28 protein-coding genes and 1 riboswitch are annotated in these 25650 nt (G+C 38.1%); of the genes, 17 read left to right on the top strand and 11 right to left on the bottom strand.

The window, feature by feature from the left end; translation table 11 throughout:
* Window positions 1–67 precede the first annotated feature (67 nt).
* Complete coding sequence (locus AA0X95_RS27160) at window positions 68–490, bottom strand: MarR family winged helix-turn-helix transcriptional regulator (RefSeq protein WP_413303932.1); 423 nt, start codon at window positions 488–490, stop codon at window positions 68–70.
* 246 nt (window positions 491–736) lie between these two features.
* Between AA0X95_RS27160 and AA0X95_RS27155 the strand changes: the two genes are divergently transcribed.
* From AA0X95_RS27155 to AA0X95_RS27120, 8 genes are all read left to right on the top strand, one after another.
* Window positions 737–1156, top strand: a complete 420-nt coding sequence (locus tag AA0X95_RS27155) for a VOC family protein (protein ID WP_413303930.1) — start codon at window positions 737–739, stop codon at window positions 1154–1156.
* A gap of 160 nt (window positions 1157–1316) precedes the next feature.
* Window positions 1317–2156 carry an SDR family oxidoreductase gene (locus AA0X95_RS27150; protein WP_413310294.1) on the top strand — a complete coding sequence of 280 codons (840 nt, stop codon included), beginning with the start codon at window positions 1317–1319 and terminating at the stop codon, window positions 2154–2156.
* Window positions 2157–2211: 55 nt separating this feature from the next.
* Complete coding sequence (locus AA0X95_RS27145; protein ID WP_413303927.1) at window positions 2212–3246, top strand: aldo/keto reductase; 1035 nt, start codon at window positions 2212–2214, stop codon at window positions 3244–3246.
* 18 nt (window positions 3247–3264) lie between these two features.
* Entirely contained in the window at window positions 3265–4101 is an 837-nt protein-coding gene (locus AA0X95_RS27140) for an SDR family oxidoreductase (protein WP_413303925.1), read from the top strand.
* Window positions 4102–4134: 33 nt separating this feature from the next.
* Window positions 4135–5163, top strand: a complete 1029-nt coding sequence (locus tag AA0X95_RS27135) for an aldo/keto reductase (protein WP_413303922.1) — start codon at window positions 4135–4137, stop codon at window positions 5161–5163.
* A 122-nt stretch (window positions 5164–5285) separates the two neighbouring features.
* On the top strand, window positions 5286–6179 hold the full coding sequence (locus AA0X95_RS27130; protein WP_413303920.1) for an SDR family NAD(P)-dependent oxidoreductase: 894 nt from the start codon (window positions 5286–5288) through the stop codon (window positions 6177–6179).
* A gap of 296 nt (window positions 6180–6475) precedes the next feature.
* Window positions 6476–7174: an SDR family oxidoreductase gene (locus tag AA0X95_RS27125; RefSeq protein WP_413303918.1), complete on the top strand. Its 699-nt coding sequence runs from the start codon at window positions 6476–6478 to the stop codon at window positions 7172–7174.
* Window positions 7175–7403: 229 nt separating this feature from the next.
* Window positions 7404–7745, top strand: a complete 342-nt coding sequence (locus tag AA0X95_RS27120; protein ID WP_413303915.1) for a zinc ribbon domain-containing protein YjdM — start codon at window positions 7404–7406, stop codon at window positions 7743–7745.
* Window positions 7746–7810: 65 nt separating this feature from the next.
* Here AA0X95_RS27120 and ilvA read toward each other — a convergent pair whose 3' ends face one another.
* The 4 genes from ilvA to AA0X95_RS27100 form a co-directional block, all read right to left on the bottom strand.
* On the bottom strand, window positions 7811–9019 hold the full coding sequence (gene ilvA, locus AA0X95_RS27115) for a threonine ammonia-lyase (RefSeq protein ID WP_413303913.1): 1209 nt from the start codon (window positions 9017–9019) through the stop codon (window positions 7811–7813).
* A 16-nt stretch (window positions 9020–9035) separates the two neighbouring features.
* Window positions 9036–9554, bottom strand: coding sequence for a hypothetical protein (locus tag AA0X95_RS27110; RefSeq protein ID WP_413303910.1), 519 nt, complete (start codon window positions 9552–9554; stop codon window positions 9036–9038).
* The gene (locus AA0X95_RS27105) at window positions 9551–10027 is read right to left on the bottom strand and encodes a hypothetical protein (protein ID WP_413303907.1); all 477 of its coding nucleotides are present in this window, start codon (window positions 10025–10027) and stop codon (window positions 9551–9553) included. Before AA0X95_RS27105 ends, AA0X95_RS27110 begins: the two co-directional genes overlap by 4 nt.
* Before the next feature lie 119 nt (window positions 10028–10146).
* Entirely contained in the window at window positions 10147–12153 is a 2007-nt protein-coding gene (locus tag AA0X95_RS27100) for a catalase (RefSeq protein WP_413303905.1), read from the bottom strand.
* A 160-nt stretch (window positions 12154–12313) separates the two neighbouring features.
* On the opposite strand from AA0X95_RS27100, the gene AA0X95_RS27095 reads away from it, so the two are divergent.
* Entirely contained in the window at window positions 12314–12952 is a 639-nt protein-coding gene (locus tag AA0X95_RS27095) for a hypothetical protein (protein ID WP_413303903.1), read from the top strand.
* 147 nt (window positions 12953–13099) lie between these two features.
* Here AA0X95_RS27095 and AA0X95_RS27090 read toward each other — a convergent pair whose 3' ends face one another.
* On the bottom strand, window positions 13100–14329 hold the full coding sequence (locus AA0X95_RS27090) for an MFS transporter (protein WP_413303901.1): 1230 nt from the start codon (window positions 14327–14329) through the stop codon (window positions 13100–13102).
* Window positions 14330–14598: 269 nt separating this feature from the next.
* On the opposite strand from AA0X95_RS27090, the gene AA0X95_RS27085 reads away from it, so the two are divergent.
* Window positions 14599–15282 (top strand): GGDEF domain-containing protein, encoded by a 684-nt coding sequence (locus AA0X95_RS27085; RefSeq protein ID WP_413303898.1) that lies wholly within the window; start codon window positions 14599–14601, stop codon window positions 15280–15282.
* Window positions 15283–15338: 56 nt separating this feature from the next.
* Here the strand turns inward: AA0X95_RS27085 and AA0X95_RS27080 are convergent, their stop codons facing one another.
* From AA0X95_RS27080 to AA0X95_RS27070, 3 genes are all read right to left on the bottom strand, one after another.
* Window positions 15339–15527, bottom strand: coding sequence for a hypothetical protein (locus AA0X95_RS27080; protein ID WP_413303896.1), 189 nt, complete (start codon window positions 15525–15527; stop codon window positions 15339–15341).
* A 146-nt stretch (window positions 15528–15673) separates the two neighbouring features.
* Window positions 15674–15955, bottom strand: coding sequence for a YggT family protein (locus tag AA0X95_RS27075; RefSeq protein WP_413303893.1), 282 nt, complete (start codon window positions 15953–15955; stop codon window positions 15674–15676).
* Between the two features lie 131 nt (window positions 15956–16086).
* A complete protein-coding gene (locus AA0X95_RS27070; protein ID WP_413303890.1) occupies window positions 16087–16785 on the bottom strand; it encodes a polysaccharide deacetylase family protein in 699 nt (232 codons plus the stop codon).
* Window positions 16786–16972: 187 nt separating this feature from the next.
* On the opposite strand from AA0X95_RS27070, the gene AA0X95_RS27065 reads away from it, so the two are divergent.
* Both AA0X95_RS27065 and AA0X95_RS27060 read left to right on the top strand, forming a co-directional pair.
* Window positions 16973–17821, top strand: a complete 849-nt coding sequence (locus AA0X95_RS27065) for a DUF2935 domain-containing protein (protein ID WP_413310291.1) — start codon at window positions 16973–16975, stop codon at window positions 17819–17821.
* 201 nt (window positions 17822–18022) lie between these two features.
* Window positions 18023–18910: a cation diffusion facilitator family transporter gene (locus tag AA0X95_RS27060; RefSeq protein ID WP_413303887.1), complete on the top strand. Its 888-nt coding sequence runs from the start codon at window positions 18023–18025 to the stop codon at window positions 18908–18910.
* Between the two features lie 503 nt (window positions 18911–19413).
* Here the strand turns inward: AA0X95_RS27060 and AA0X95_RS27055 are convergent.
* The gene (locus tag AA0X95_RS27055) at window positions 19414–19656 is read right to left on the bottom strand and encodes an ABC transporter (protein WP_413303884.1); all 243 of its coding nucleotides are present in this window, start codon (window positions 19654–19656) and stop codon (window positions 19414–19416) included.
* A gap of 207 nt (window positions 19657–19863) precedes the next feature.
* Window positions 19864–19966: riboswitch (purine riboswitch) on the top strand.
* 161 nt (window positions 19967–20127) lie between these two features.
* Here AA0X95_RS27055 and AA0X95_RS27050 point away from each other — a divergent pair.
* Together AA0X95_RS27050 and AA0X95_RS27045 are read left to right on the top strand one after the other, a co-directional pair.
* Window positions 20128–21321 carry a nucleoside transporter C-terminal domain-containing protein gene (locus AA0X95_RS27050; protein ID WP_413303882.1) on the top strand — a complete coding sequence of 398 codons (1194 nt, stop codon included), beginning with the start codon at window positions 20128–20130 and terminating at the stop codon, window positions 21319–21321.
* 170 nt (window positions 21322–21491) lie between these two features.
* A complete protein-coding gene (locus AA0X95_RS27045) occupies window positions 21492–22739 on the top strand; it encodes an ATP-binding protein (RefSeq protein WP_413303879.1) in 1248 nt (415 codons plus the stop codon).
* A 52-nt stretch (window positions 22740–22791) separates the two neighbouring features.
* Here the strand turns inward: AA0X95_RS27045 and AA0X95_RS27040 are convergent, their stop codons facing one another.
* Window positions 22792–23457 (bottom strand): TetR/AcrR family transcriptional regulator, encoded by a 666-nt coding sequence (locus tag AA0X95_RS27040; protein ID WP_413303876.1) that lies wholly within the window; start codon window positions 23455–23457, stop codon window positions 22792–22794.
* Between the two features lie 263 nt (window positions 23458–23720).
* Between AA0X95_RS27040 and AA0X95_RS27035 the strand changes: the two genes are divergently transcribed.
* From AA0X95_RS27035 to AA0X95_RS27025, 3 genes are all read left to right on the top strand, one after another.
* A complete protein-coding gene (locus AA0X95_RS27035; protein ID WP_413303874.1) occupies window positions 23721–24371 on the top strand; it encodes a nitroreductase family protein in 651 nt (216 codons plus the stop codon).
* A 45-nt stretch (window positions 24372–24416) separates the two neighbouring features.
* Complete coding sequence (locus AA0X95_RS27030; RefSeq protein WP_413303871.1) at window positions 24417–24710, top strand: putative quinol monooxygenase; 294 nt, start codon at window positions 24417–24419, stop codon at window positions 24708–24710.
* A 428-nt stretch (window positions 24711–25138) separates the two neighbouring features.
* Window positions 25139–25564, top strand: coding sequence for a 2-oxoglutarate dehydrogenase E1 (locus AA0X95_RS27025; protein WP_413303869.1), 426 nt, complete (start codon window positions 25139–25141; stop codon window positions 25562–25564).
* The last annotated feature ends 86 nt before the right edge of the window (window positions 25565–25650 follow it).

The following is a 25650-nucleotide window of genomic DNA, read 5'->3' as shown; positions in this document are numbered from 1 at the left end:
TTCAGTGTTATATTAAAAAAATCCTTTAACCGAATATTATTTATTATTCGTCAAAGGATTTTTTTTATTACTTTTCTAATTTGTTGCCTGCTTCGTTGATTAATTTATTTAGTACTTTTCCTTCTTCATCACCTAAAACATCAGAGTAAGCTCGAAATAAAATTTTCCAGCCTTCCTTAATATCTTTAAGGATCGCTTCTCCGTTTTTCGTCGGAAAATTTAACGATCTCTTGCCTTCTGTTTTTCGTTCAATCAATCCTTTTTCTACGAGCTTATCGACAAAGCGAGTAATAGTAGAAGGCTTTAGATGTAGAGCATCTGCTAACTCTGACTGCGATATGCCAGGCTTATCAATAACCAGCATCATCAAAAATGCATGAGTAGGAGATAAACCCGTTTTTTTAAAGGAATCTTCAGCCATTTTTGTAATGGCGCGAGAAAGCTTATTCACTGTGAAATACAGGCAATTGTTAAAAAAATCATCTATCATAATAAAAACCCCTAACGTTTTGCTTGTACATACAAATTATATCAATCCATATTATTTGTCAAATAAACTTACATTAATAAACAAATCGCTAAAAGTGTAGTTTTATGAAGGAAAAATAATTATGTAGAATGATTGATTTTTCAAAATTGTTGCCTTAATATAATTGTATGTACAAACAAACGATGAAATGATAGTATGAATCATTAAGTCAGACAAATGAAATGATCATGAAGGGTGGTGTCTACAATGAGTTCTATTCCGTTTAACAAATTGATGTATTTATATATAGGTACTTCAGATTTCGAATCTGATTTAAACTATTATAAATCAGTGCTTGGGGGAAAATTACATTGGGCTTTCGATCGATTTGGAGCAAAGGTAGCGGCGTTTGAAATAGGGGAAGGACCACTAATATTAATTGCAGATCATTTAACCCCACCGACATGCATGCCAATTTATGAAGTGAAGGACTTAGATTCCACAGTGATGGAATTAAGAAATAGAGGCTGGAAGGAAGAAAGTGGACCAATTGGTATACCAAATGGACCCTGTTACACATTTAAGGATATTAGCGGTAATTCCTATGGTATTTTCGAAAACAAAAGACCTACTGTTGCTGTCGACTCATACAGAGATAATGATAATGAATATCGAATTATGAAATAATCTGGTATTTATAAAGAATAAAAAAATTTTTAAAAAATAAATTGTATGTACAAACAACTATGAGAGAGCTCCAATATATGAAGAAGATCTATTTGTAACATATCGGTGCAGAGACTCAGAAATAGAATGAAAAATAAAGAAGAAATAGGCTGTGGAAGATATGTATGGAAAGGTATGTTTAGTCACTGGCGCCAGCCAAGGAATTGGAAAAGCTACTGCAATTGCTTTAGCAAAAATGGGAGCGACAGTAGTCATGGTCTCTTTTGATCAAGTACGTGGGGAGGCCGCATTAAAAGAAATTAAATCAATTTCCAAAAACGAAAACATTGAGTTACTGCTTGCAGATTTATCTTCACAACAATCGATTCGTCAATTAGCTGATCGATTTAAACAAAAATATACACGTTTAGATGTTCTTGTAAATAACGCAGGGGTCATGAAGTGGAAGCAGGAATTCACTACAGATGGAATTGAAAGCACATTCGCTATTAATCATCTGGCTGCTTTTTTATTGACCAACTTACTACTTGATTTACTGAAGGCAAGTGCTCCTGCACGGATCGTCAACGTTAGTTCGAGTGCCCAGAGTATGGGGAAAATTGAATTCGATGATTTGGATGGACGGAAGAAATATAGCGGCATAAAAGCCTATAATCAGTCTAAACTGGCCAATGTATTGTTTACTTATGAACTAGAACGGCTCTTACAAGGTACTAGAGTGACCGTTAACTGTTTACATCCCGGTGTGGTAAGGACGAATTTTGGAAATACTGAATCGTTGTTTTTCAAAGTCTTCGGGACTTTAATGAAACCTTTTATGCTTCCACCTGATAAAGGAGCGGAAACTTCTGTATTTTTAGCTTCATCGCCAGAAGTGGATGGCATAAGCGGGAAATACTTTGTAAAGAAAAAACCGGTAAATTCAAATCCAATTTCGTACGACGAAATAACGTCAGCAAAGCTTTGGGAAGTAAGTGCAAAAATGACGAAACTGGCTTAAATGAATTAATTATAAAAGCTACAAAAAAATGTGAGATTCCTAAGGAGGAGAAAACATGAGATACAAATTACTTGGAAACACCGGATTAAGAGTTTCAGAACTTGCATTAGGAACGATGACATTTGGTGAAGATTGGGGCCCTTACGGTGCATCCAAAGAAGAAAGCCGAAAAGTATTCGAAGCCTATGTTGAAGCTGGAGGAAACTTTATTGATACAGCCAATATATATTTGAACGGAACAAGTGAGAAATTTGTTGGTGAATTTATCGCATCCCGTCGTGAAGAGATGGTACTTGCAACAAAATACTCATTAAATTTCTTAAATCCTGCAGATCCTAATGCGGGTGGAGCCCATCGGAAGAATCTTGTCCAATCTGTAGAAGCGAGTTTAAAAAGACTGAACACAGATTATATTGATGTACTTTGGCTTCATTTTTGGGATATCTTGACCCCTGTCGAAGAAGTAATGAGAGCAATGGATGACCTAGTTCGCTCTGGAAAAGTATTATATGTTGGAATATCCGATGCACCTGCGTGGGTTGTGTCAGAAGCAAATGCGATTGCAAAGCTTCGAGGCTGGTCGCCGTTTATTGGTTTACAAATACAGTACAGCTTAATTGAACGGACGGTTGAAAGAGAGCTGCTTCCAATGGCTAAGCAATCTGATATTGGCGTTACGGTTTGGTCACCTTTAGGACAGGGACTTCTTTCAGGAAAATATACTAAAAATAGCAATGATCAAAAACGACTGCATATTCCAAACCCTCTGCATAATCAATTCCTTAATGAGAGAAACCTTCAAATTGCAAGAGAAGTAGACAAGGTTGCAGAGGAGATTGGTAGAAGTTCAGCACAGGTTGCCCTAAACTGGGTTAGACAACAGCAAGACCGTGGTGTGATTATTCCAATCATTGGGGCTAGAACAGAAACTCAATTAAAGGATAATCTGGGCTGCTTGGAATTTGAACTTAGTCAGGAGCATATGCAACGTCTAAATGACGTCAGTAAGGTTCCGTTAGGATTTCCACATGATTTCTTGGCTGGCGGACAACAACAAATGTATGCAAATATCGATAATCATAGAAAATAATCGCTAAGGGGAAAAAATATGAAGAATAAAATTTGTTTAATTACAGGTGGAAATTCAGGAATTGGGAAAGCGACTGCTCTTGAATTAGCAAAAATGGGAGCGACTGTTGTGATCTTGTGCCGCAGCAGGGAAAAAGGGCAGGAGGCCGTAAAAGACATTATTGCACAAAGTGGAAACCACCATGTTCATTTACTTATTGCAGACCTTGCTTCCCAGCAGAAGGTCCGTCAAGCAGCAGATCAGTTTAAAGAAAAGTTTAACAAGCTAGATGTTCTGATTAATAATGCAGCAGTATTCCTCCCTAAAAGATCCGAGACAGAAGACGGCATTGAAACCACCTTTGCGACAAACTATTTATCGCACTTTTTATTAACCCATCTTTTGCTTGATTCACTAGAAGCTAGTGGAGAAGGCAGGATCATTAATGTGGCGTCTAAACACAATGGAATAAAAATGAATTTTGATGATTTAATGACGAAAAATGATTATACCTTTTTTAAAGCGGTGGGTCCTACTAAGCTAGCATTGATTCTTTTTACAAAAGAATTGGCTAAAAAGCTTGAAGGAAAACCAATTACGGTTAATAGCCTTCATCCCGGCATTATTAAAACGAACATTATGCATCAATTGCCGTGGATTTTAAGGAGCATTTTCAAATTAACGTCTGCAAGTACGGAAAAAGGAGCAAAAACTCCTGTTTATTTAGCTTCATCATCTGAAGTTAAAGGCGTCAGCGGAAAGTTTTTCTCTAATTGTAAACCAGCAAAAACAACTGCTGAAGCTGATGACGAGAGGTCAGCAAAAAAATTATGGGATATAAGCATGAGCCTTTTAAGGCCAGAATTACTAAAATAATTTTTACATCTTAAATGATAAAAGGAGAAAGATATGAGATACAAATTACTCGGCAAAAGTGGCTTACGTGTGTCTGAATTGGCTTTAGGAACGATGACGTTTGGAGAAGACTGGGGCTTTGGTGCTTCTAAAGAAGAAAGCCAAAAGATTTTCAATGCCTTTACAGAAGCAGGCGGGAACTTTATTGATACGGCTGTTAACTATACAAATGGAACAAGTGAAGCTTATTTAGGAGAATTTATCCAATCGAAGCGAGAGCAGTATGTGGTGGCAACGAAGTATTCCTTAACGACTCGCAGGCAGGATCCAAACGGCGGTGGGAATCACAGAAAAAATCTTGTTCAATCGGTTGAAGCAAGCTTGAAAAGGCTAAAAACGGATTATATTGATCTATTGTGGCTACATGCATGGGATTTCCTTACCCCAGTTGAAGAAGTAATGCGAGCGTTAGATGATTTGGTCCGTGCTGGAAAAGTATTATATGTAGGAATTTCAGATACTCCTGCCTGGATTGTGTCACAAGCGAATACCTTAGCTTCCTTAAGAGGATGGACACCATTTATTAGTCTTCAGGTCGAATATAATTTGATGCAGCGTGCACCAGAACGGGATCTTTTGCCAATGGCCCGTGCCTTTGATATCGGCGTAACCGCTTGGGCGCCGATGGCAGGAGGAGCACTGACTGGCAAATACAGAAATAATAATACAGATCTGAAAAGACTTTCACCGAATAGTGCTAGGTTAAAGGATAAAAATATTTTAATAGCAGAATCAGTAGTAGAGATTGCAAATGAAATAGGGCGTAGTCCTGCACAGGTAGCTATCAACTGGGTTCGCCAGCAAAGTGGCGTTATGATTCCACTTGTGGGCGCGCGTAAAGAATCGCAGATGAAGGACAATTTGGAAAGTATTCAGTTTAAACTGGAACCAGAGCATCTTGAACGATTAAATGAAGTAAGCAAAATTGAGTTGGGCTTTCCACATGAGTTCCTTGCATCTGAGCCGGTGCTGAATGCACTGCATGGGGAAACATTTTCATCGATTGATAATCATAGAAGATAAGCTAAACTGGTTTAAAGAGTAAATGTTTTAATGAATACCGAAAAGTGGATATGTATTCGGAGGATTATATGGATTTCATTTTTTTATAAAATCCTAATTTCAGGAGGTGAGGAGGGATTGTCATGCATACACTTCAAGGGAAAATAGTTATGATTACAGGAGCCACTTCTGGAATTGGCAGATCTGCCGCGTTAGAGGTTGCTAAATCAGGGGCTACTATTGTTATAGTGTGCCGCAGCAGGGAGAAAGGAATTCAAACAAAAGCGTGGATTGAAGATAAAACGGGAAACAAACATGTAGATATTCTGTTAATGGACCTAGCTTCTATGAGTTCTATTCGTCAAGGTATTCAACGGTTTAAAGAGCGATACGACCATTTAGATATTTTAATCAATAATGCAGGAGTCTTGCCAGCTTCTAAAGAGATGATACGAACAGAAGATGGACATGAATTAAGTTTTGGCGTTAATTTTCTAGCTCCTTTCTTACTTACACATTTGTTGCTCGAGCACCTTAAAAAGAGTGGTATTGGACGGATTGTCAATGTTTCTTCTTCCCTTCACATCCCAGGAAGTAAACCTGGTCCAGAAGTGGATTTTGATTTTAATAATCTTCAAGGCGAAAAATATTATCAGCCGATGGTGTTTTATAAGAATTCCAAACTTGCTATGATGTGGTTTACCTATGAGCTTCATCGCAGATGGAGTGAGTCAGGCATAACGGTGAATGCCATGTGTCCAGGCTTTGTGCCAGAATCTATTTCCGAACATCAGGCAGGAATTCAAAAATGGGTGTTTAGACACATAGTTTCACGACTTCCGCAAGCCACTTCGTTAAAAAGTGCAGGGGAGATGGAAGCGTGGATGGCATCTTCTCCTGAATTAGCTAGGAAAAACGGTCGATTCTTTGTAAATTTCCAAGAAGCGAAATCAAGTGACGAATCTTATGATGTGGTAAAAGCAGCAAATTGTTGGGAATTAGCATACCAAATGTGTAAACTTTCGATAAATGGATAGCGGAACACTTTCATTAATTGATAATCATCGAAGATAAGTATAAAGGTCACGAGGAATATGGCTATCCTCGTGGCATTATTTTTAGGCTTTGTTAAACATGTCTGTTGATTTGCGTTCCAGACGCGAGCGGTTCGTAGGTGTTTCGGCGAGCCTCCTCGGTGCTAGCGCCTGCGGGGTCTCCCCTGAACCATACTCCCACAGGAGTCTTCGTGTCTTCCGCTCCATTCAACAGGGTATAAAAATCAACAATGTTCTTTACACAGCCTATTTTTAAAGAGTGGAGGTTGATGTGTGAAATGAATCAAAAAACTGCTATTGTAACAGGTGCGAATAGAGGAATTGGTCTAGAAATTTCTAAACAGCTCGGGCAGCTCGGAGTAAAAGTTATCATGACAGCACGAAATGAAGAAAAAGGGCGAGCGGCATATAAACAATTAAAGCAGGAAGGTTTAGATGTGCATTTTTATGCTCTAGACGTGACGAATGAAGAGAGTATTCAAAAGCTTGCTCTTGATATAAAGGAACGGTTTGGATCGCTTGATATTTTGATCAATAACGCAGGAATATATATTGATGGTAAGAATAGCATCCTTGACATTGATTTAGACACGGTTCGAAAAACGATGGAAACAAATGTTTATGGACCGCTACGTTTATCCCAGGTTTTGGTCCCATTACTCCAAGTAAGCGGAGATGGAAGGATTGTGAACGTATCCAGTGGAATGGGGGCCATAGAGGATTTGGGTGGATTGTATCCTTCTTATTCCCTCTCCAAAACAGCTTTAAACGTTTTGACGATTCAATTAGCAGATGTATTACGAGATAGAGGCGTTTTGGTCAACTCCATGTGCCCGGGCTGGGTTCGCACGGAGATGGGTGGATCAGGTGCTACGCGTTCAGTAGCAGAGGGAGCAGATACGGCGGTATGGCTGGCGACTGGAAATGTTGGACGAACGGGACTATTTTTTAGGGATCGAAAGGAAATTTCCTGGTAACGTTCTGAAGGTTTCTTTAAATTTTTGTATACTCAATAGAGACAGAAGCTTTCATTCGTTTGAGAGCTTCTGTCTGTTTTGTGAACTGTCCCATAAGTAGGTACGTTTTTTGATATGATTGAGTAGGCTTGTCGATAGTAGAAGACTGTGACAATATATAAGCATATGAAAAACGCCCTAATATGTTTAATGTTTGTATTGAACTAGGGTGAATGGAGGAAATAACAGTATGGCTAATTTGCCAAATTGCCCAACATGTAATTCGGAATACACCTACGAGGATGGAAGCCTCTTTGTTTGCCCGGAATGTGCTCATGAGTGGAGCGGCGACGCTGGAACCGAGAATAGTGAAGATCAAAAGATTGTAAAAGATGCCAATGGAAATGCCCTAAATGATGGTGATACAATATCTGTCATCAAGGACTTGAAAGTAAAAGGAAGCTCATCTGTCTTAAAAATGGGGACAAGAGTTAAAAATATCCGTTTGGTTGATGGGGATCATGATATTGATTGCAAAATTGATGGTTTTGGTGCGATGAAATTAAAATCGGAGTTTGTGAAAAAGATCTAAAAACAGAAGAAAGGAAGAGCTAAGTATCATGCTTAGTTCTTCCTTTTTTATATTGCGACTAACCGTTAGTATTGACCCATTACTACATTGTAGCTTTTTTCTAATAGAGCATTATACAGTTGTTCAATATGTTCGTGATTTTTTGTTTCTATCGAAATCTCGATTTGGGCAAAGCCAGGATAGATATTTTTCCCCATCCTATGTAGATTAACAGAGTGAACATTGGCGTCGAGATCAGTAATCGTGCTTAGTACTCTTTGAAGCTCACCAGGTTTATCTTTTAAGGTAATGGTAAAATCAGCATACCTGCCTGCCTCGACCATACCACGTTCGATGATTCTTGAGATAAAACTCATATCCACGTTTCCGCCGCTTAAAATGGCAACCACTTTCTTCTCTTTCAGCTTTACCTTTTCAAAAAGCAGGGAGGAAAGGGAAGTAGCCCCTGAACCTTCCACAAGCAACTTGTTTCTTTCTAAAAGCATTAGCATCGTTCGGGCAATTTCCATTTCATCGACACAATAAATATCATCTACATACTTTTGAACAATTTCAAATGTTTTCTCTCCTGGTTTTTTAACAGCAATTCCATCGGCCATCGTGGGTGACGACTGAACCATTACAGGTTTATTCGCTAATATGGACTCTTTCATGCTGGGACAGGCGACCGTTTGAACACCATAAACAGATACATGAGGATTCTTCTCCTTCACCGCCATCGCAACCCCGGCTATAAGTCCGCCGCCGCCAATAGGGCAAATAATGGCCTCAACTTCTGGGAGTTGTTCAAGGATTTCTAATCCGACGGTTCCTTGTCCAGTAATAATTGCTTCATCATCAAAAGCATGAATAAATGTAGTATCCAGTTGATCTTTCAGTTGTATTGCATACGCAAGGGCATCATCAAAAACCGCACCTTCTAAAATAACCTCGGCTCCATATTGCTTAGTGGCTTCTATCTTACTAAGAGGAGCGCCTTTGGGCATGACAATTTTACAAGGAACGCCTAACATTTGGCTTGAATACGCAACCCCTTGGGCATGGTTTCCTGCAGAAGCGGCAACGACTCCCTTTTTTAATTCATCTTTTGAAAGGGAGGCCAGCTTATTATAAGAGCCCCTCACTTTAAAGGAGCCTGTTTTTTGAAGATTTTCCAGCTTTAAATAGACTTCATTATGTGAGAGTCGGCTAAATGTCTTGGAATAGTCAAGGGGCGTGGTGTGCACAATACCCTTCATTTTTTCACGATCAATGATAATATCATCTAGATTCATAAGTATAACCTCCTGTTCACTCTACTACGGTTAGTGATTTTTCATGAATTGATTTTATTAAATGGAAAAATAGGATCGTACAAGGCTGGACGATTAAGTAGATTGGTACGGAATAAATGGGCTTCCAGCTGCTATATTTTAAATAGCTAATATAGCTTGAACCCGTCATCCATTCAAAGACAATACTTCCAACAGAAAATAGAACGATATAAAAAATAAGGCCTACCCCTTTAAGTTGAAATTTGTCATAGAGATAGATGAACACATATCCAAAAGGGGCATAAGGCACATAGCATAGTAGGTCAAAAAGTTCAAAGTCACCCGAGTCCATGATGTCGTATAAATCAATATGTGGGCCGGCTATCAAATGATCAACTACCCGTGCTACAGTCATGGTGAACATTAGCAGTAAGATGGTAATAGAGGGTGGAAACCTTTTGGGTAATTTATATAATAAGAACACTAAAGCAAAAATATGAAAGAGAATAAACCATTCATTTTGATCGAATTTTTCTGGCAAAGGTAAAATTGTCATTGTTTAATTCCCTCATAAAAAAGGATTCTGCTAAAAATTCCTTGCAGGAATTGGAGGAACAATAGAAAGGTGGACCATACAATAATGGACCCCCATACTTTCCATTTTTCATAGGTGAATAGATGAATATGGATTAAAATCGTTTCCACTCCCACTAAAACACCTACCCAAATTACAGTTATAAGCAGTTTTTTTGACAAGGTAGACACTCTTTTAACCGACTCTATGTACCAAAGAAGCAGTAATGGGAAAACTACCACCTCCGTTACGCGAAACATAATGAGGTACCTGGTACTCTTTGTGACAGTCCATAGCTTGGCATTGTCTACAATGACAGAGATAAAACTGGTGTATAAAAACTCAATCACCATCAATAGAAATATAAGCGTTAAAGGATGATTGACTTTTTTTAGCGTAAAAAAAGAAATAATCCCGATTAAGGTGAAAGAAAAGAATAGTGAAACGGTTATCATAAAGACCTCGTTTTAACGGACATATATTTGTTTTAGCTTTATCTTTAAAAACGAGTCCTATGCAGATGAATACGAAAAGCCCTAACCAATAAAAGGTTAGGGCTAAAATTTTTCAAAAATTAAAGCATACGGTCCCAGAAACGAGCCTGAGCAATACCATCAATAAATGAGTGGATATCTTTTGTGGCTAAGTCAAAAACACCAGCCTCATCGACCTGTAGACGGCTGTTATTCAATGCATTACGTTCGCTTAAAGAAATCGCCAATGGTTTGTAGTGTTTGTAAGTTGTTTCCGCAAACTCCAAAGCAGGTGCTGGAAGTTTGGCTTCGGAGCTTATTAAGATGGCTGCATCGAATAGACTGGAATCAACGGTATCAAAGGTATCCGTTACTTTTAAGACAGCATTTAATGGCTGAATCTTGTTAGCGACGATACTATAATTCAGGTTATGCTGGGCTAACGTTTTAATCCATTCTGTTAATTGGTCGGTATCAGGATTGCCAGTTACTAGAATAGCTACACTTCTTGTGTCTGTTTTTTTGATGGTGTTGGCCATGCTTAGTGCCGGTGATTTTTTATCGGATTTGACTTCGAGGTTTTCCTCTGGCAAGATTGCGCCAATATTTTCAGCGACTTCTTGGGCCAGGTTTCGATCAATACGGTTGAGAAGCGCAACCGCATTATTTTTAACCAAATCGGAATGACACTTGCCAAGTTCAAAGCTAAAAGCGTCCTTTATATGCTGCTGTTCATAGGGAGCCTGACTGTTATAAAACAATTTCGCTTGCGAGTAAAAGTCTAAGAAGCTTTCACTACGTCCTCTGATTTTACGTCCATCCACCTTTTCTTGATAATGCTCAAATCCTCCTTGCTCGACAGGCACTGGCTCCGGTTGATTGGCATTTAAACCGTTTCGATGATAGCTTGTTTGACCACGGTGAATAGCCATTTGGTGCATGCCATCACGCTGGTTGTTATGGAAAGGGCACACAGGTTTGTTGATCGGAATCTGGTGGAAGTTAGGTCCGCCTAATCGAGAAAGTTGGGTATCTGTATAGGAAAATAATCGACCTTGTAAAAGCGGGTCATTGGAAAAATCAATCCCAGGTACCAAATGGCCAGGATGAAAAGCCACTTGTTCGGTTTCGGCAAAGAAGTTGTCGACATTGCGGTTTAATGTCATTTTACCGACGATTTTTACAGGGACTACTTCTTCAGGCCATAATTTAGTGGGGTCTAGGATGTCAAAATCAAATTTAAATTCATCCTCTTCGGCAATTAACTGGACACCCAGTTCCCATTCAGGGTAATCGCCTTTTGCGATGGCTTCATATAAATCTTGACGATGGAAGTCAGGATTTTTGCCGGCAATTCTTTGTGCCTCGTCCCAGACAAGAGAATGCATACCAAGGACAGGTTTCCAGTGGAATTTTACAAAATGTGCTTTCCCTTGTGCGTTGATAAGACGGAAGGTATGCACACCGAATCCCTCCATCATACGCAGGCTACGTGGAATCGCCCGGTCACTCATTGCCCACATGACCATATGGGCAGATTCAGGATTTTGCCCGATAAAATCCCAAAATGTATCGTGAGCACTGGCTCCTTGCGGGATTTCAGTATGTGGTTCCGGTTTAAGTGCATGGACAAAGTCAGGGAATTTAATGGCATCCTGGATAAAGAATACAGGCATGTTGTTCCCAACTAAATCAAAGTTTCCTTCATCCGTATAAAATTTGGTTGCAAATCCGCGGACATCACGAACGGTATCGCTTGATCCTCTAGACCCCTGTACGGTTGAGATTCGTACAAATACTGGTGTTGTTTTCGAGGTGTCAGTAAGAAAATCCGCTTTTGTGTACTCTTGTAAAGATTCATAAAGCTGAAAGACGCCATGAGCTCCTGTGCCGCGTGCATGAACAATGCGTTCTGGAATCCGTTCGTGGTCAAAATGTGTCATTTTTTCTCGAAAGTGAAAATCCTCCATAAGAGTAGGACCACGTAGACCAGCTTTTAAAGAAAATTCGTCTTCTGCCATTTTCAATCCTTGATTAGTAGTTAAACCAGCTTTTTGCTCATTGTCGATTATTGATTGCTGTAATTGCGCCATCTTCTTATTTTCCATACGTTTCCCTCCTATGTAAATGTTATCTTCCTACTGCTCTCGATACCCATCTCATTGGATGGTCAAACGAATTTTGAGTGTCTTTTATCCATGAAATTCGTTGTTTGTTATGCAAACTGATGTACAATAGGGTATAACATGACATCTAGGAGAAAACGAAATGGATATGAAAGAGCAATCACTACTAAATTACTGCTATAAGAAATTGACAGAAGGTACGTTTGATGAGAAGGATCTCTATGGATTTTTACTTCTGATCCGAAATCAAGGTAAGGAAATACGCTGGATTAATGAGGTCACTGAATTTGTTTTGAGTCGTGGCCAGCATAATGGTTCGATCAAGGAATATCTTTTTGAGACGAGGAAAAAGTTTGAAGGGCTTGGTAGGACAAAAGCGGCGCTTCGAATTGAAGATGTGTTTTCCTTCAAGGAAATCAAGGCGGGATTGAATAAGGTTTTAGCTGATTGCCAGTTAGAGGCATTGGCTAATGATAGGATAAATGATTTTGTTACTTGTTTGATTTCTATTTTGCAACAGATATTTATTGTGGATGAAAGTGAAAGAGAGATTGGCAAACTATTCTTCGCGATATCCAATAAACAAGTCATTCTAATGGCAGAAATCGAGGTAACTCAAAATCTATTTAAAAAGACCAACGCCGTTTTCCCGGTGCTGACTGCTAATAATAGTTATGCGGATATCAAAAAGCAAGATAGGTTTGATACGCCTTATTTGTTTGTAGACAAGGTGGTCGAGGTGGCCAATAAAGAAGGGATGCTGGAGATTATCATTCCTTAAATAAAAAATAGAGGCAGCAGGGGGGCTCGATCCCTGCTGCCTCTATTTAATTTTATGGTTTATCGGCGAATTTGAGCGGTTTATCAGCGAATCCGATCAGTTTATCAGCGAATCAAAAAATCCGACGATACTCTTTAAGAAAAAAGTCTATTTCACGTTCTGACTCTGTGGCAACATGGACCCAATTACACTCTTAAATGTTTGTTGGGTGGCAAAAAACAAGGAGAATCCCATTAAGGCTAAAACCGGAATTAATAGAGAACCATAGGCATTGTTCACCCCATGATGTTCGGCAATCCAGCCTAGAAGCGGAGCACCGATGGTAACGGCCCCTTGATTAATAGTTTGTCTCATGGCGGCCATCCGCCCGTAATAGCCCGGTTCGGTATACACCTGTTGAACGGATTGCATCAATACTCGGACCCAAGTGGTACCTAATCCAATTAAGAGAATCGCGATAAAAGCGGCAAAATTATCCTTAGTAAAAGTCATCATTAACAAACCAACGGAGGTAATCCCGAAAGACAGACCCGTAACGTAGTTTTTGCTTTTATACAAAATGGAGGTTGCTGTTACACCTGCAATAATGGCCCCGATGGAAGTCGCACATTCTAGAATTCCATATAGAGTACTTGTGCCATGTAAGTGCGAACTTGTGTACACCGATAACATACCGGCACAAGTATGAACAACAAGCTGGCCAACAAACATAATTAATAGTAAGGAATACATCAGCCGATTTTTATGAACATAGATAAAACTGTCCTTTAAATCGATTAAGCCAGATTTGAAACTGCTGTTTGAATGACTTACTCTAGGAACAAATTTAATTAGCATCATACACACCGTGCCAACTGCAAAGGTAAGACAAACAAATAGCATGACGATACTGGCTGGAAAAATAGTTAACATACCGCCGCATAATGAGGTTCCAATTAAGCCGCCAACAGATACAGCCGAACCTGTTTCACTGAAGATACGAGGGATGTCCTCTTTCTTATAAAGTTCAGTGATAAAGGCTTGTTGTGCCGTTCTAAACAAGGACGAAAAGGTCTGAACAATCATATGCACAAGGATAATCATCCATGGTTTAAGGATATTTCCAGTCATAGCTAATAGAAGCATGATCATGGCGCTGGTGACAATACCAAGTGATATGACCGTCAATTTCTTACGATTCTGTTTGTCTACTATTACTCCGAAGACTAAATTAAGCACCACTCCAGGGAGGAATCCCATGCCAACCATCAACCCTGTATAAGTTGCATTGGACGTCATCTTATATAAAATCCAAGCAACGGCTATAAAATACATAGAGCTGCCTAGTGAAGATAGAGTGGAAGAGATCATGATATTCCAGTACTTACTGTCTCTCATTTGATTACCTTCTTTTCTTATAATCCTTTTTCTGTAAATAATCATAACTCGATTGGTTGATTAATAAAATATATATTTTTTTATCTTTTATGATAAGATTTTCTTATGTGTTACTAAAAAGTGATTAATCAGCCAGCTTGAAATAGAAAAGAACTTGTCCATTTTTGTCGGTTTAAATAGAATAATTTTTTCATGGATTAAGGAAAAAGTGTAACAAATTTCCTGTTTTATAGTAAAATTAGCATATGAAAAAATGGGGGGTGTGCCAGATGAGCTATTCGGGGAGAATTTGTATTGTTATCATTTATATCACTCTAGTTTTAGGCTGGCATTCTTTTTATTTTTTAATAGATTATGAAGGTTCTTATGTGTTTATGTTTGAAAATGGTCAATATAAATGGGACTTAGTCTTTATTCCCTTACTTTCACCGTTTTTTTGGTGGTTGGGATTTCAATATGATAAAGCTAAGTTTCTTTCACAAAAAGATGCTTTGACAGGTCTATATAACCGGCGTTTTATCTCACAAAGTGCCCCAAAGCTTTTAGCAAAAATGGATAAAAAGATAGGTAACTTAACGATTTCAGTAATTGACTGCAATAACTTTAAACAAATAAACGATCAGTATGGGCATAAAATCGGGGATATGGTTCTTACGAGGATTACCAAAGTTCTTTTAAATAGCACCACTGAGCAAGATATTGTGGCTAGATGGGGCGGAGATGAGTTCCTTATTGTATCGCCGTACTCAGACTCGAAAAGAACGAATGCCATTTCGAAAAAGATTGAAGCGGGTTTGTATCAATTATCCAAAGAAATGGGGATGGATATTTCTGTTTCTATCGGAACAGCTGTCTATCCTAGCGATGCTTGTGAAATGAAGGAACTTTTAATTATTGCGGATCGAAATATGTATAATTGTAAATCAGGGTTAAAGACAATAAAACAAGGATAAATAGACCCTCCATAATGGAAGGTCTATTTTTATGGTCGTAAGGCAGCCTTGTGACATTAATTGCTCATATGTCTTATATAAAAGATGACCAATGAAATAGCACCGGCCCCGACTAATGCAAGAAGGAACTGTATTACTTTGGGTATTTTATTTCCCTTACTTAATAGGAATTCTCTTGCTTTGTCCTCTAAGGTAATGACTGCAAGGAAGCCAATTATTCCAATTACTACATAATGCCATGACATAACCAAACACGCTCTTAAAACGATGTATACTATTTTTGACGTAATTGGTCATTTTTGGGTTACAGGGTAAAGCAAATTTAACATTTCTAAAGATAACATCACCGCAAAAAAAATAGCGAACAGTACGGCACTGTTCGCCCAAAGTCTTATATACCAATCGTATTCAAGGAAAGGCGTAGTCCTTCCATCGCAAAGCCTCCGAGATAGCGATAAACAAATAAGGCAATGATCGGTGAAAAGTCAATTGGTCCTAGAGGAGGAATAAACCGTCTAAAGAGACTTAAATATGGCTCAACTAGCTTGTAAACCCACCCGCCAATTTTTGAAGTTTGAAATTGTGGAAACCAGGAACCAAAGATTGATATGAGAATAAGCCAATAATATGCTTCAAAAGCATAACTTCCTATAAGTAAAATTGTAGAGCCCACTATAAATCACCCATCTATTATTATTTTTATTATCAAATTAACATTAGTGCCTATATGAATATACGTGTGAAGCAACTAGAAGGTTTCAAGATAATCAAAGTTTTTTATGTGAAATACCCTAAATAAAATATCTATTTTTCTTCTAGCTCATTTACAGTTACAAAGGTATACCCCTGATCTGTAAGTGCTTTTAATATTCCCTCTATTGCTTTGAGTTCTTCACCAGTTTGGTCATACATCGGATGCATCAAGATAATCGATCCTGGTTTTATATTTTTCTTCACATAATTCACTTTATCATCTGCAGAGGTGTAAAAGCTATCTGGTTCAAGATTCCACATGATGGTGTCTCTATGATGCTTGCTAAGGTAATAAGGGAATCCAATGAGTTTTTTACCATTAGGAGGCCGGATATCAATTTCATCCTTATAGCCTGCCTCACGGATTAGTTGATCTGTTGTTTCTATTTCTTTCTTAATATAGGACGGCGTTTTGAAAACCATTCGATTATGCGAATAAGTGTGATTTCCTATCTGGTGCCCTGCGGAAGCTATTTTTACCGCTTCCTTTGGGTACTGTTCCATATCGTGACCAATGAGGAAAAAAGTAGCTTTTGCCTTGTATTGTTCCAATAATGGAAGAATAGAATTCACATTTTTAGAAGGGCCGTCGTCAAAGGTTAAAGCAACTACCTTTTGGTTGGTATTCACCTTATCCGTTAATCCCCCAAAAACTTGAAAGGTTCTTGAATTCATTAATTTATATGTACTAAATAATAATAGGAAAATAAGCAAAGTTCCAGTCGCTACAAATAGTAATCTTTTTTTCATATAAAATGCCTTTCTTATCATAATTTAAGCCAGCTATCATTCTCATTATAGCAAATAGAATGCCGCTTAATTCCTTCATAAAAGGAAATTTAATTAATGCTATTACAATGAACTATTGGTATCGGTATATTTATAGGGCGTTATTAATATGAATATAACGAATGCATTATTTTTTGGAGGGGTACGAATGCTTGGGGATGAGAATACATTACATGCTAATACGGGCGTAACATCTTTAATGTTTGTTGAGCGATCGTTAAATGAAATTCGATTTTGGTCTAGAATCATGAAAGAGCATTCTTTATTTCTTCGTTTAGGTTTTAGAGCAGAGGATACTCAATTAATTCAAGAGGCTAATCAATTTTACCGGTTGTTTGAACACATTGAACAAACAGCACATGCCTTTACTAATCAAACTGATCCAGAACAAATAAGAAGGTTTAATTCTGAAGTACAACAAGCTGCAACCAATATTTTCGTTTTTAAACGAAAAGTACTAGAGCTGATTCTCACATGTAAAATGCCAGGGGCAAATAATTATCCACTGCTAGTTGACCATACAAGTAGGGAGGCTAACTATTTTAGAAAACGATTAATTGAATTAAATGAAGGTAAATTGAACGCTCTTCCGGATGCAATTATTAAAGAAAATGTTTTCTTTTTAAGGATTATGGCAGACCACGCTAAATTTATTGGTCATTTGCTTGATCCATCGGAAAGGAAGCTAATTGATATGGCTCGGAATTTCAGCAATGACTTTGATCAATTATTGTATCAAGCAAGGGACTTAGAATCTATGAAGCCACAATCTCAAACGGTTCCTCTTTTAGATCAATTCTTGGATCAAAATCGTGTGTCAGTCTCTTCTCTTCGGGACTTCAAGAAAACGGCACGTGATCTAATTGAGCAATGTAAAATTAAGAGTATCATTCATCCACTTTTAGCCGATCATGTCTTCCGTGAAGCTGATAGATTCCTTGAAATTATTGATATGTTTGATGCGCATCTTACGAGTGGTAATCCACATCCTAGATAGTAGACAATTGAAGAATATAGAGGGAATGGGACCACTATACAATTTGGTCTTTTTTTTATGAATCTCTTTAAAAATATTTTTCCCTCATGAAACATTCTTATCTAAAGGCTACTTCTATAAGTCCACGCAAAAAGGTTGCTCTAGACCCACCCATAACATGGTTGATATGATATGGAAGGAATTTGTGGGGAGGTCAGGAGAATGGATGACCAAAAATATAAAGACCTTAAATTAGGGGAACGAGGCGCAATGGTTAGTATTGTTGCCTATCTTATTTTATCAGCCATAAAACTAGTTATCGGATATTTGAGTGATTCAGCTGCATTAAGAGCGGATGGATTAAACAATACAACAGACATTATTGCATCAATTGCTGTCCTTATCGGGTTAAAAATATCGCAACGACCGCCTGATAACGATCATGGGTATGGCCATTGGAAGAGTGAGACCATCGCCTCCATGGTGGCTTCGTTTATTATGATTGCGGTTGGTATCCAGGTGTTGACGGATGCAATTCCCTCTATGTTTCAGGGGAGGAATGAGTCCCCTGATATGTTAGCTGCCTATGTAGGGGTAGCTTCTGCGGTCATTATGATAGGTGTTTATTTTTATAATAAAAATTTGGCGGTACGAATTAATAGCAAAGCCGTGATGGCCGCTGCCAAAGATAATCTTTCTGATGCATGGGTAAGTATAGGAACGGCTGTGGGTATCATTGGATCACAATTACATATGCCTTGGCTTGATACATTAACAGCAATTATTGTCGGAGTTTTGATCTGTAAAACAGCTTGGGACATCTTTTTGCAAGCTTCTCATGAACTTTCAGATGGATTCGATGAACAAAAGATCCAGCTCTACCAGGAAGTCATTACAAAACTAGATGGCGTGAAAGGCATTAAAGAATTGAAAGGAAGAAACTACGGCAATAATGAAGTCATAGATGTGGTCATCCTCGTTCAGTCCACTTTAGATATTCGTGCCGCACATGACATTGCCACCCGTGTAGAAAAAGTTTTGATGAGAGATTATGGTGTCTATGATGTTCATGTACATGTCGAGCCGGATTATGAAAAGGTTCGGGGATAACTCCGCAAAGGAAAAAGTGAATATTAAAAACTAGAAAAGCAGTGTGCTTGAATTCTAAAGTATTCCGTTTTCGGGTGCTTTCTTGTTTAATGCCCAAGAATTGACGTATGTCTTTTTCTTCATTTATGGTTTCTACGAAACTTCATTCACTTCACTAATCTGATAAATAGACGGAAAAATTCCGCTTATTTAGCATTCCTGTAGTAAAAAAAGCTAAAATAGACGGAGAAATTCCGCCTATTGACTCGAAAAATGCGAAAATGGGAAATTTTGCTTTGCATAACCGGAAAATTTCCGCTTATATAACCCGAAAACGAGCTCCATTCTTCATTTAACCGGAAAATCTCCGCTTATTTTACTTTTGCTGGTTCCTTGATTCAGAAGAAGTCATCTTATTTAAATGGGAGTGCGTATATCTGAATATCCAAAAGAACATCATACTGATGCATTATGGTGAACCGTATCAAAAGTAAGTGAGGTTTTATCCATTTCCAGCCTGTTTTTTACCGGCAATAACGCGCAGCTTTCTTAAATATGCATAACCCAAAGAAAAGAAAAGCTAGGAAGCCGATTAACGCAATAAGGATATTTAAAATATGACCAAGATATCCTAGTTCAAGTAATTCGAAGAAATCTGAAATAACCCCTAAAACTGCTAATAGCAACCATATCACACCAGTTAAAAATCCAAGGAAAACACCAAAAATGCTACAGTGAGAATGACATTTACCGTGATCATGTCCCATAGAGATTCACCCCCTGTCAATGGTTGTTCAACAATATAGTATGCGTGACATGGAGTGCTTGTTTATAAGAACAACAAAAAGAGGCTTGTATCCTTTTAGAAATAGATAAAGTTGCCTTAAGATTGTTATAAGTATAATAATTACAACATTTATGAAACCTATTGAAGCAAAACACAACCTGAATTAGAATGTTATCTATTCCTTAAATATTTATAACATTGTTATCCTTGTATAATATCAGTGTCGTTGGTCTGATAGTTTCTACCTGGCTGCCGTAAAATGCCGGACTACAAGGAAGTATGAAGAAACGTAGTCTTTTGTCAGGGTTGACTTAGATGAATTAATTCTGTTAAAACAACAGTCCTTACTTTTTCATGCTTTCTGTCTGGTGGCGGAAGGTCTGAAAAGGGAAGGACTTTTTCTATTGGAAATAAAGGTTTTGGGAAATGATAAACAAAAGGAGTGAGTAGCTTGTATTTTTTGTTGAATGTAGTTGGAGTACTAGTTGTTATGGGCCTTGTTTATTTGTGCTCACCTAATAAAAGAAACGTAAAGTGGAAGTCCATTTTGACATTGTTGGTTGCTGAGTTGGCGATTACCTGGTTTATGTTATCGACGAAAATTGGGTCATGGATTATTAATAAAATTGCCTCTTTCTTTACCTGGTTAATTGCCTGTGCTAATGAAGGGATTTCTTTTGTTTTCCCATCTGTTATGGCGAATGAACATGTAGATTTCTTTTTTAGTGCCCTAATGCCGATTATTTTCATTATTACGTTCTTTGATATCTTAACCTATTTCGGAATCTTAACATGGATTATTGATAAGGTGGGCTGGGTTATTTCGAAAATTTCCGGTTTGCCAAAGCTTGAGAGTTTCTTCTCCATTCAAATGATGTTTCTTGGAAATACGGAGGCACTGGCTGTCATCCGCCAACAAATGGTCGTTTTAAAAGAACATCGTTTATTAACGTTTGGAATCATGAGTATGAGCAGTATTAGCGGTTCAATTATTGGGGCGTATTTAACGATGGTTCCAGCAACCTATGTATTCGTGGCGATTCCGTTGAATTGCTTGAATGCGCTTTTGATTGCTAACATGCTGAATCCTGTGGAAGTGAGTAAAGAGGAGGATATCGTGTATGTTCCTTCTAAGGAAGAGCGTAAAGATTTCTTTTCAACTATATCTAACAGCATGCTTGTCGGAATTAAAATGGTCATTGTTATTATGGCGATGGTCATTGGATATGTAGCTTTAACTGCTGGTGTAAACGGAATCTTAGGATTCATTGTGAAAGGCTTAACCATTCAAAAGATTTTCTCTGTTATCTTTAGTCCATTTGCCTTTTTGCTTGGCTTAGGGGGAGATGATGCGATGTATGTGGCACAGTTAATGGGAATCAAGCTTGCCACCAATGAGTTTGTTGCAATGATGGACTTAAAAGGTAAACTCAGTGGGTTGGCTCCGCATACGGTTGCGGTGGCGGTCACGTTCCTAACCTCATTTGCTAACTTTAGCACAGTCGGTATGATTTATGGCACGTTTAACTCTATTTTGGGTGAAGATAAATCAAATATCATTGGGAAGAATGTGTGGAAGCTACTAGTAAGCGGTGTAGGAGTATCCTTACTAAGTGCAATGATTGTTGGATTATTCGTTTGGTAATAAGCATTTTGGAGCATTTTGGGGACAGTCCTTCACTGCGTTAACGCAGTGGAGGACTGTCCCCTTTTTTTATGATATGATTTTACATAGACGCAATAATGATGCAAGTTTGTCTGTGCCTAAGGCAAGAATAAATATGAGTACACCCTATTTTATGTGGAGGATTTTTCTTGATTACTCTCATCAAACCACTGATTGTAAATATTACGATATTATTATCTTTTACTTTTAATATGAATTTGTTTTTACCGTTTCGATCTAAAGCTCCTATATCATTAAAACAAAAAGTCATTTATGGGTTAGTAGGAGCTCTAGGTGCACTTTTCTGTATGATTTATCCTATTCAGACCTTAGGAGAGACGCATTTTGATTTAAGGATGGTTGCTATCATCATCCTTACTTTGTATGGTGGCTGGATCCCCGGTAGCATTATTTTAGTTAGCACATGTTTGATCCGATATTTCATTGGTGGAAAGTTTCTTTTAACGGGTATCCTAGTATGCGTTGTCGCTTTTTTATGTGCGTTAGCATTGAGGCGGCTATTTTTAAAAGCAAACGCTAGGCTTGCGGCAGGATCAATTGTCGTTGGTTGCTATCTTGTTCTTTATATTACCATTCTGTATTTTAGAGTTCGTTTTTTAGAATTACACTTTTATTTAACTTACTTTATTGCTTTTTATTTAACCACCATAGCCCTAATCTTTGTGATTGAAAGTTTGATAAAAATTAATAAGCAGTTTGAAGAAATGGTGTATATGGATAAGCTGACAATGGTTGGGCAGCTTACGGCTTCGATTGCGCACGAAATTCGAAATCCACTGGCAACCGTTAGAGGCTTTATTCAATTTTTAAGTACAGATACAAAGGATGAGCAATTGAAGAAATACTCCCCATTAATTCTTGAAGAACTAGACCGGACGAACAATATTATTACTAATTATTTGAAAGTGGCGAAGCCCGAACCATTTCAATTAACTGTTGTCTCCTTACATGATGTCTTAAGTGATTGTGTCCAACTACTGAGACCGCTTGCTTCGTATTCAAATGTCATCATCGACTATGAAAATACACAGCCATTCTATATCAATGGAGATAAACAGCTTTTAAAGCAAGCACTTATGAATGTCATCAAAAATGGGATCGAGTCCATCATTGATCATGGAAAGATTAAGATTGAGCTTCAAGCAGATTACATGAAGAATAAAGTGGAAGTTAAAATCGAAGACAACGGAAGAGGGATGACACCTGAGCAGTTAAAGCATATCGGGCTACCTTTCTATACAACAAAAACAAAAGGTACAGGCTTGGGTAGCATGGTGACCAACAAACTAATCCGTGAGTTGAATGGCTCAACCGATTATAAAAGTGAACTCAACAAAGGAACAACTGTTACCATCGTCTTTCCATTACGCAAATAAAAAAGGGTGCCTGTCCCCCATCGCTTTAAAGCGTTGGGGGACAGGCACCTTTTTATAATATGGGTGAAAGCTTTTGTAGGATTTTTTTCACCATGGATTTAATATCTTCGTGATTCATGTTTGCTAATAATTCGGGTTTTAGCACTTGGAAGCATTTCGCCAAGTAGTAATCATATAGAGCACGTTCTAACGTCAGTTCCTCATCCATTAAAAAAGAGGTATTGATTAGTTTATTTAAGACGGTTTCGTCTTGCATTATGAGAAGTGCCGGATTTAATTCATTAAAGGAGCCTGATTCCATTCCAGTTTGATAAAACGAATGAATGGCTGCCATTTGTTCTTTTCGTGCCTGCTTCTTTTTTTCATAAAGTGATAAGCAGCTGATTTGAAGGTCTTTCAAGAAAACTTCAGAGGAATAGGCAGCCGAAAAAACAGCATGTTCGAAGACCTTTTGAAGACGTTGGGAATAGGAAAGCTCTGTATTGGAAATCATTTGACCTGCTTCATAAATATAGGAAATGCAAAAGTCATTTAACTCCATAAGGATGTCTTCTTTTGAAGAGAAATAGTTATACAGAGAGCCTCGACTCATGTTCATTAACTGAGCAATTTCTTGGATAGATAAAGACAAGAATCCCTGAGTCCGAATCACTTTTAGGATCTTCTTAATATGGGATTGTCTCATCAGTAATCGATCTTCAGTTGATATTTTTCTCATAGTCCACACTCTCTTTCCATCAAAAAATATAACATAAACCAATTGGGAATTTCTTTACATCAACGCCAAGTTTTTTTAGTTTACAAAAATGAAAAAGAGGAGTAAAGTAATCCATTGTTAACACTTTAGACATTATATGATTATTTTGTATAAAATAAAAAACAGTAATACACTTAAAACCCATGGAAGTTCGAGAGCTTGGGCAAGATAAGAATAGATTACATTATATTACATTCACAAAAAGAGAAGAGGAGAATACACCTATGACTACAGCTACAGCATCAAGACAACTCATAAATGATTTTAACCAAATTCTTAAAGGTCGCCGGTCTATTAAAAATTATGATAAATCCGTAAAAATTAGCCATGAGGAAATGACTGAAATCCTAACGTTAGCTACAATGGCTCCATCTTCTGTAAACATGCAGCCATGGCGCTTCCTTGTAATTGAAACCCCTGAGGCAAAGGCCACCCTAGCACCACTGGCTAAATTTAACCAGAATCAAGTGGAAACTTCATCTGCGGTCATTGCTGTATTTGGTGATTTGAACAATTTTGAGAAAGCGGAAGAAATCTATGGGACTGCCGTAGAAAAAGGTTATATGCCACAAGATGTTAAGGAGCGAATCCTCACTTCTTTCGCAGGCTACTACGAGAACATTTCACGCGAAGAAATGAAGGACGTGGTGTTAGTCGATGGTGGACTTGTGTCTATGCAATTAATGCTGGCAGCTCGTGCGTTTGGATATGATACAAACCCTATTGGCGGTTATGAAAAAGACCAAATTGCAGAAGCATTCGGTTTAGATAAAGATCGATATGTTCCAATTATGCTTATTTCCATCGGAAAAGCAGCGGATAGTGGGTATCCATCTGTACGGCTCCCAGTTGATCAAGTCGCACAATGGAAGTAAGGAAAGAGCTTAGATCATTGATAAAAGAGAGAGGATGACTTAACGATGATTATTATTCATGCTACATTTCATATTAATCCAACAATGCAGGATCAATTTCTAGGGGAAATTCAACCGTTAATTGCTGCCTCAAGAGCAGAAGAGGGAAACATTTCCTACCGTCTTCAAAAGGATGTAGAAAGTGAAAACATCTTTACTATGGTGGAAGTGTGGCGGGATAAAGATGCCGTAGCAAGCCACAACACAAGTGAGCCGTTCACTACATTTGTTGCAAATGTGAAAAAATTCCTTACTGCACCACTAGATATAAACGCCTTCGAAGGGCAACCTCTAAAATAAAAAAAGGTGCCTGACCCCCGCCGCGTTAACGCATTACCACGCTGGGGGTCAGGCACCTTTTGTCATATTTTAATCATCTTCTGTATAGGCTTCAGTAGTCGTGTCCATGCATTCCCAACATTCACATCTGTTCCTCTCAAATTTAGACAATTCCTTTCCACAAGAAATACAAACATCCATATCCATCGGCATATCTCCTTTTAAGTGAAAATTTTCTATCTCTATATACCCATTTATATTCATTTGAAAGCTTGTTAGAGAACTTGTTTACAGAAAAGCAGCTAATATATTTTAAAGCTGTCTCAAATAAGCCTGTTTTAGTTGTAAAAATATCTACAGATATCGTTCAGTTGAAAGTAACTAGTCATAGTAGCTATTGAAAGGGATAAGCTAAAGAAAACAACTTTCATCTGTAAGGGGCTACTAATATGAAGGTATTATCAATGATCCAACCATGGGCAAGTCTCTTTGTTCTTAGAGAGAACCAATACGAAACCAGGTCTTGGAAGACAAATTATCGTGGCCCAATGGCCATTCACACTAGTTTGAAAATTGATAAGGCTGTATCCAATCATATGGCCATTCAGAAGTTGCTAGGTAAACATGGATACACAACTGAAAATCTTCCAACCGGAAAAATTATTGCCGTTTGTGAACTCGTCAATTGTATAAAAGTAACGGAGAATAACCAAACATGGGCTGTCCTGGAGGATGGAAAAATCGTAGAAGGAAATGACTTTTTTCTCGGGGACTTTCGAGTAGGTGGATATGCTTGGGAAGTGAAAGAGATGAAATTACTGGATGAGTGGATCCCAGCAAAGGGAAAACTAGGATTATGGGAGCATCCATTTTAGGGTGCCTGACCCTCGCTGCGTTACCGCATTAATATGCTGGGGGACAGGCACCTTTTTTGGGCCAAGTGGGAACTTATTTTGTTTTC

The sequence above is a fragment of the Neobacillus phoenicis genome (assembly GCF_047302305.1).
Classification (GTDB): Bacteria; Bacillota; Bacilli; order Bacillales; family Cytobacillaceae; genus Neobacillus.
The sequence above is the reverse complement of the archived record's forward strand: the minus strand, read 5'-3'. Positions and strand labels throughout refer to the sequence as shown.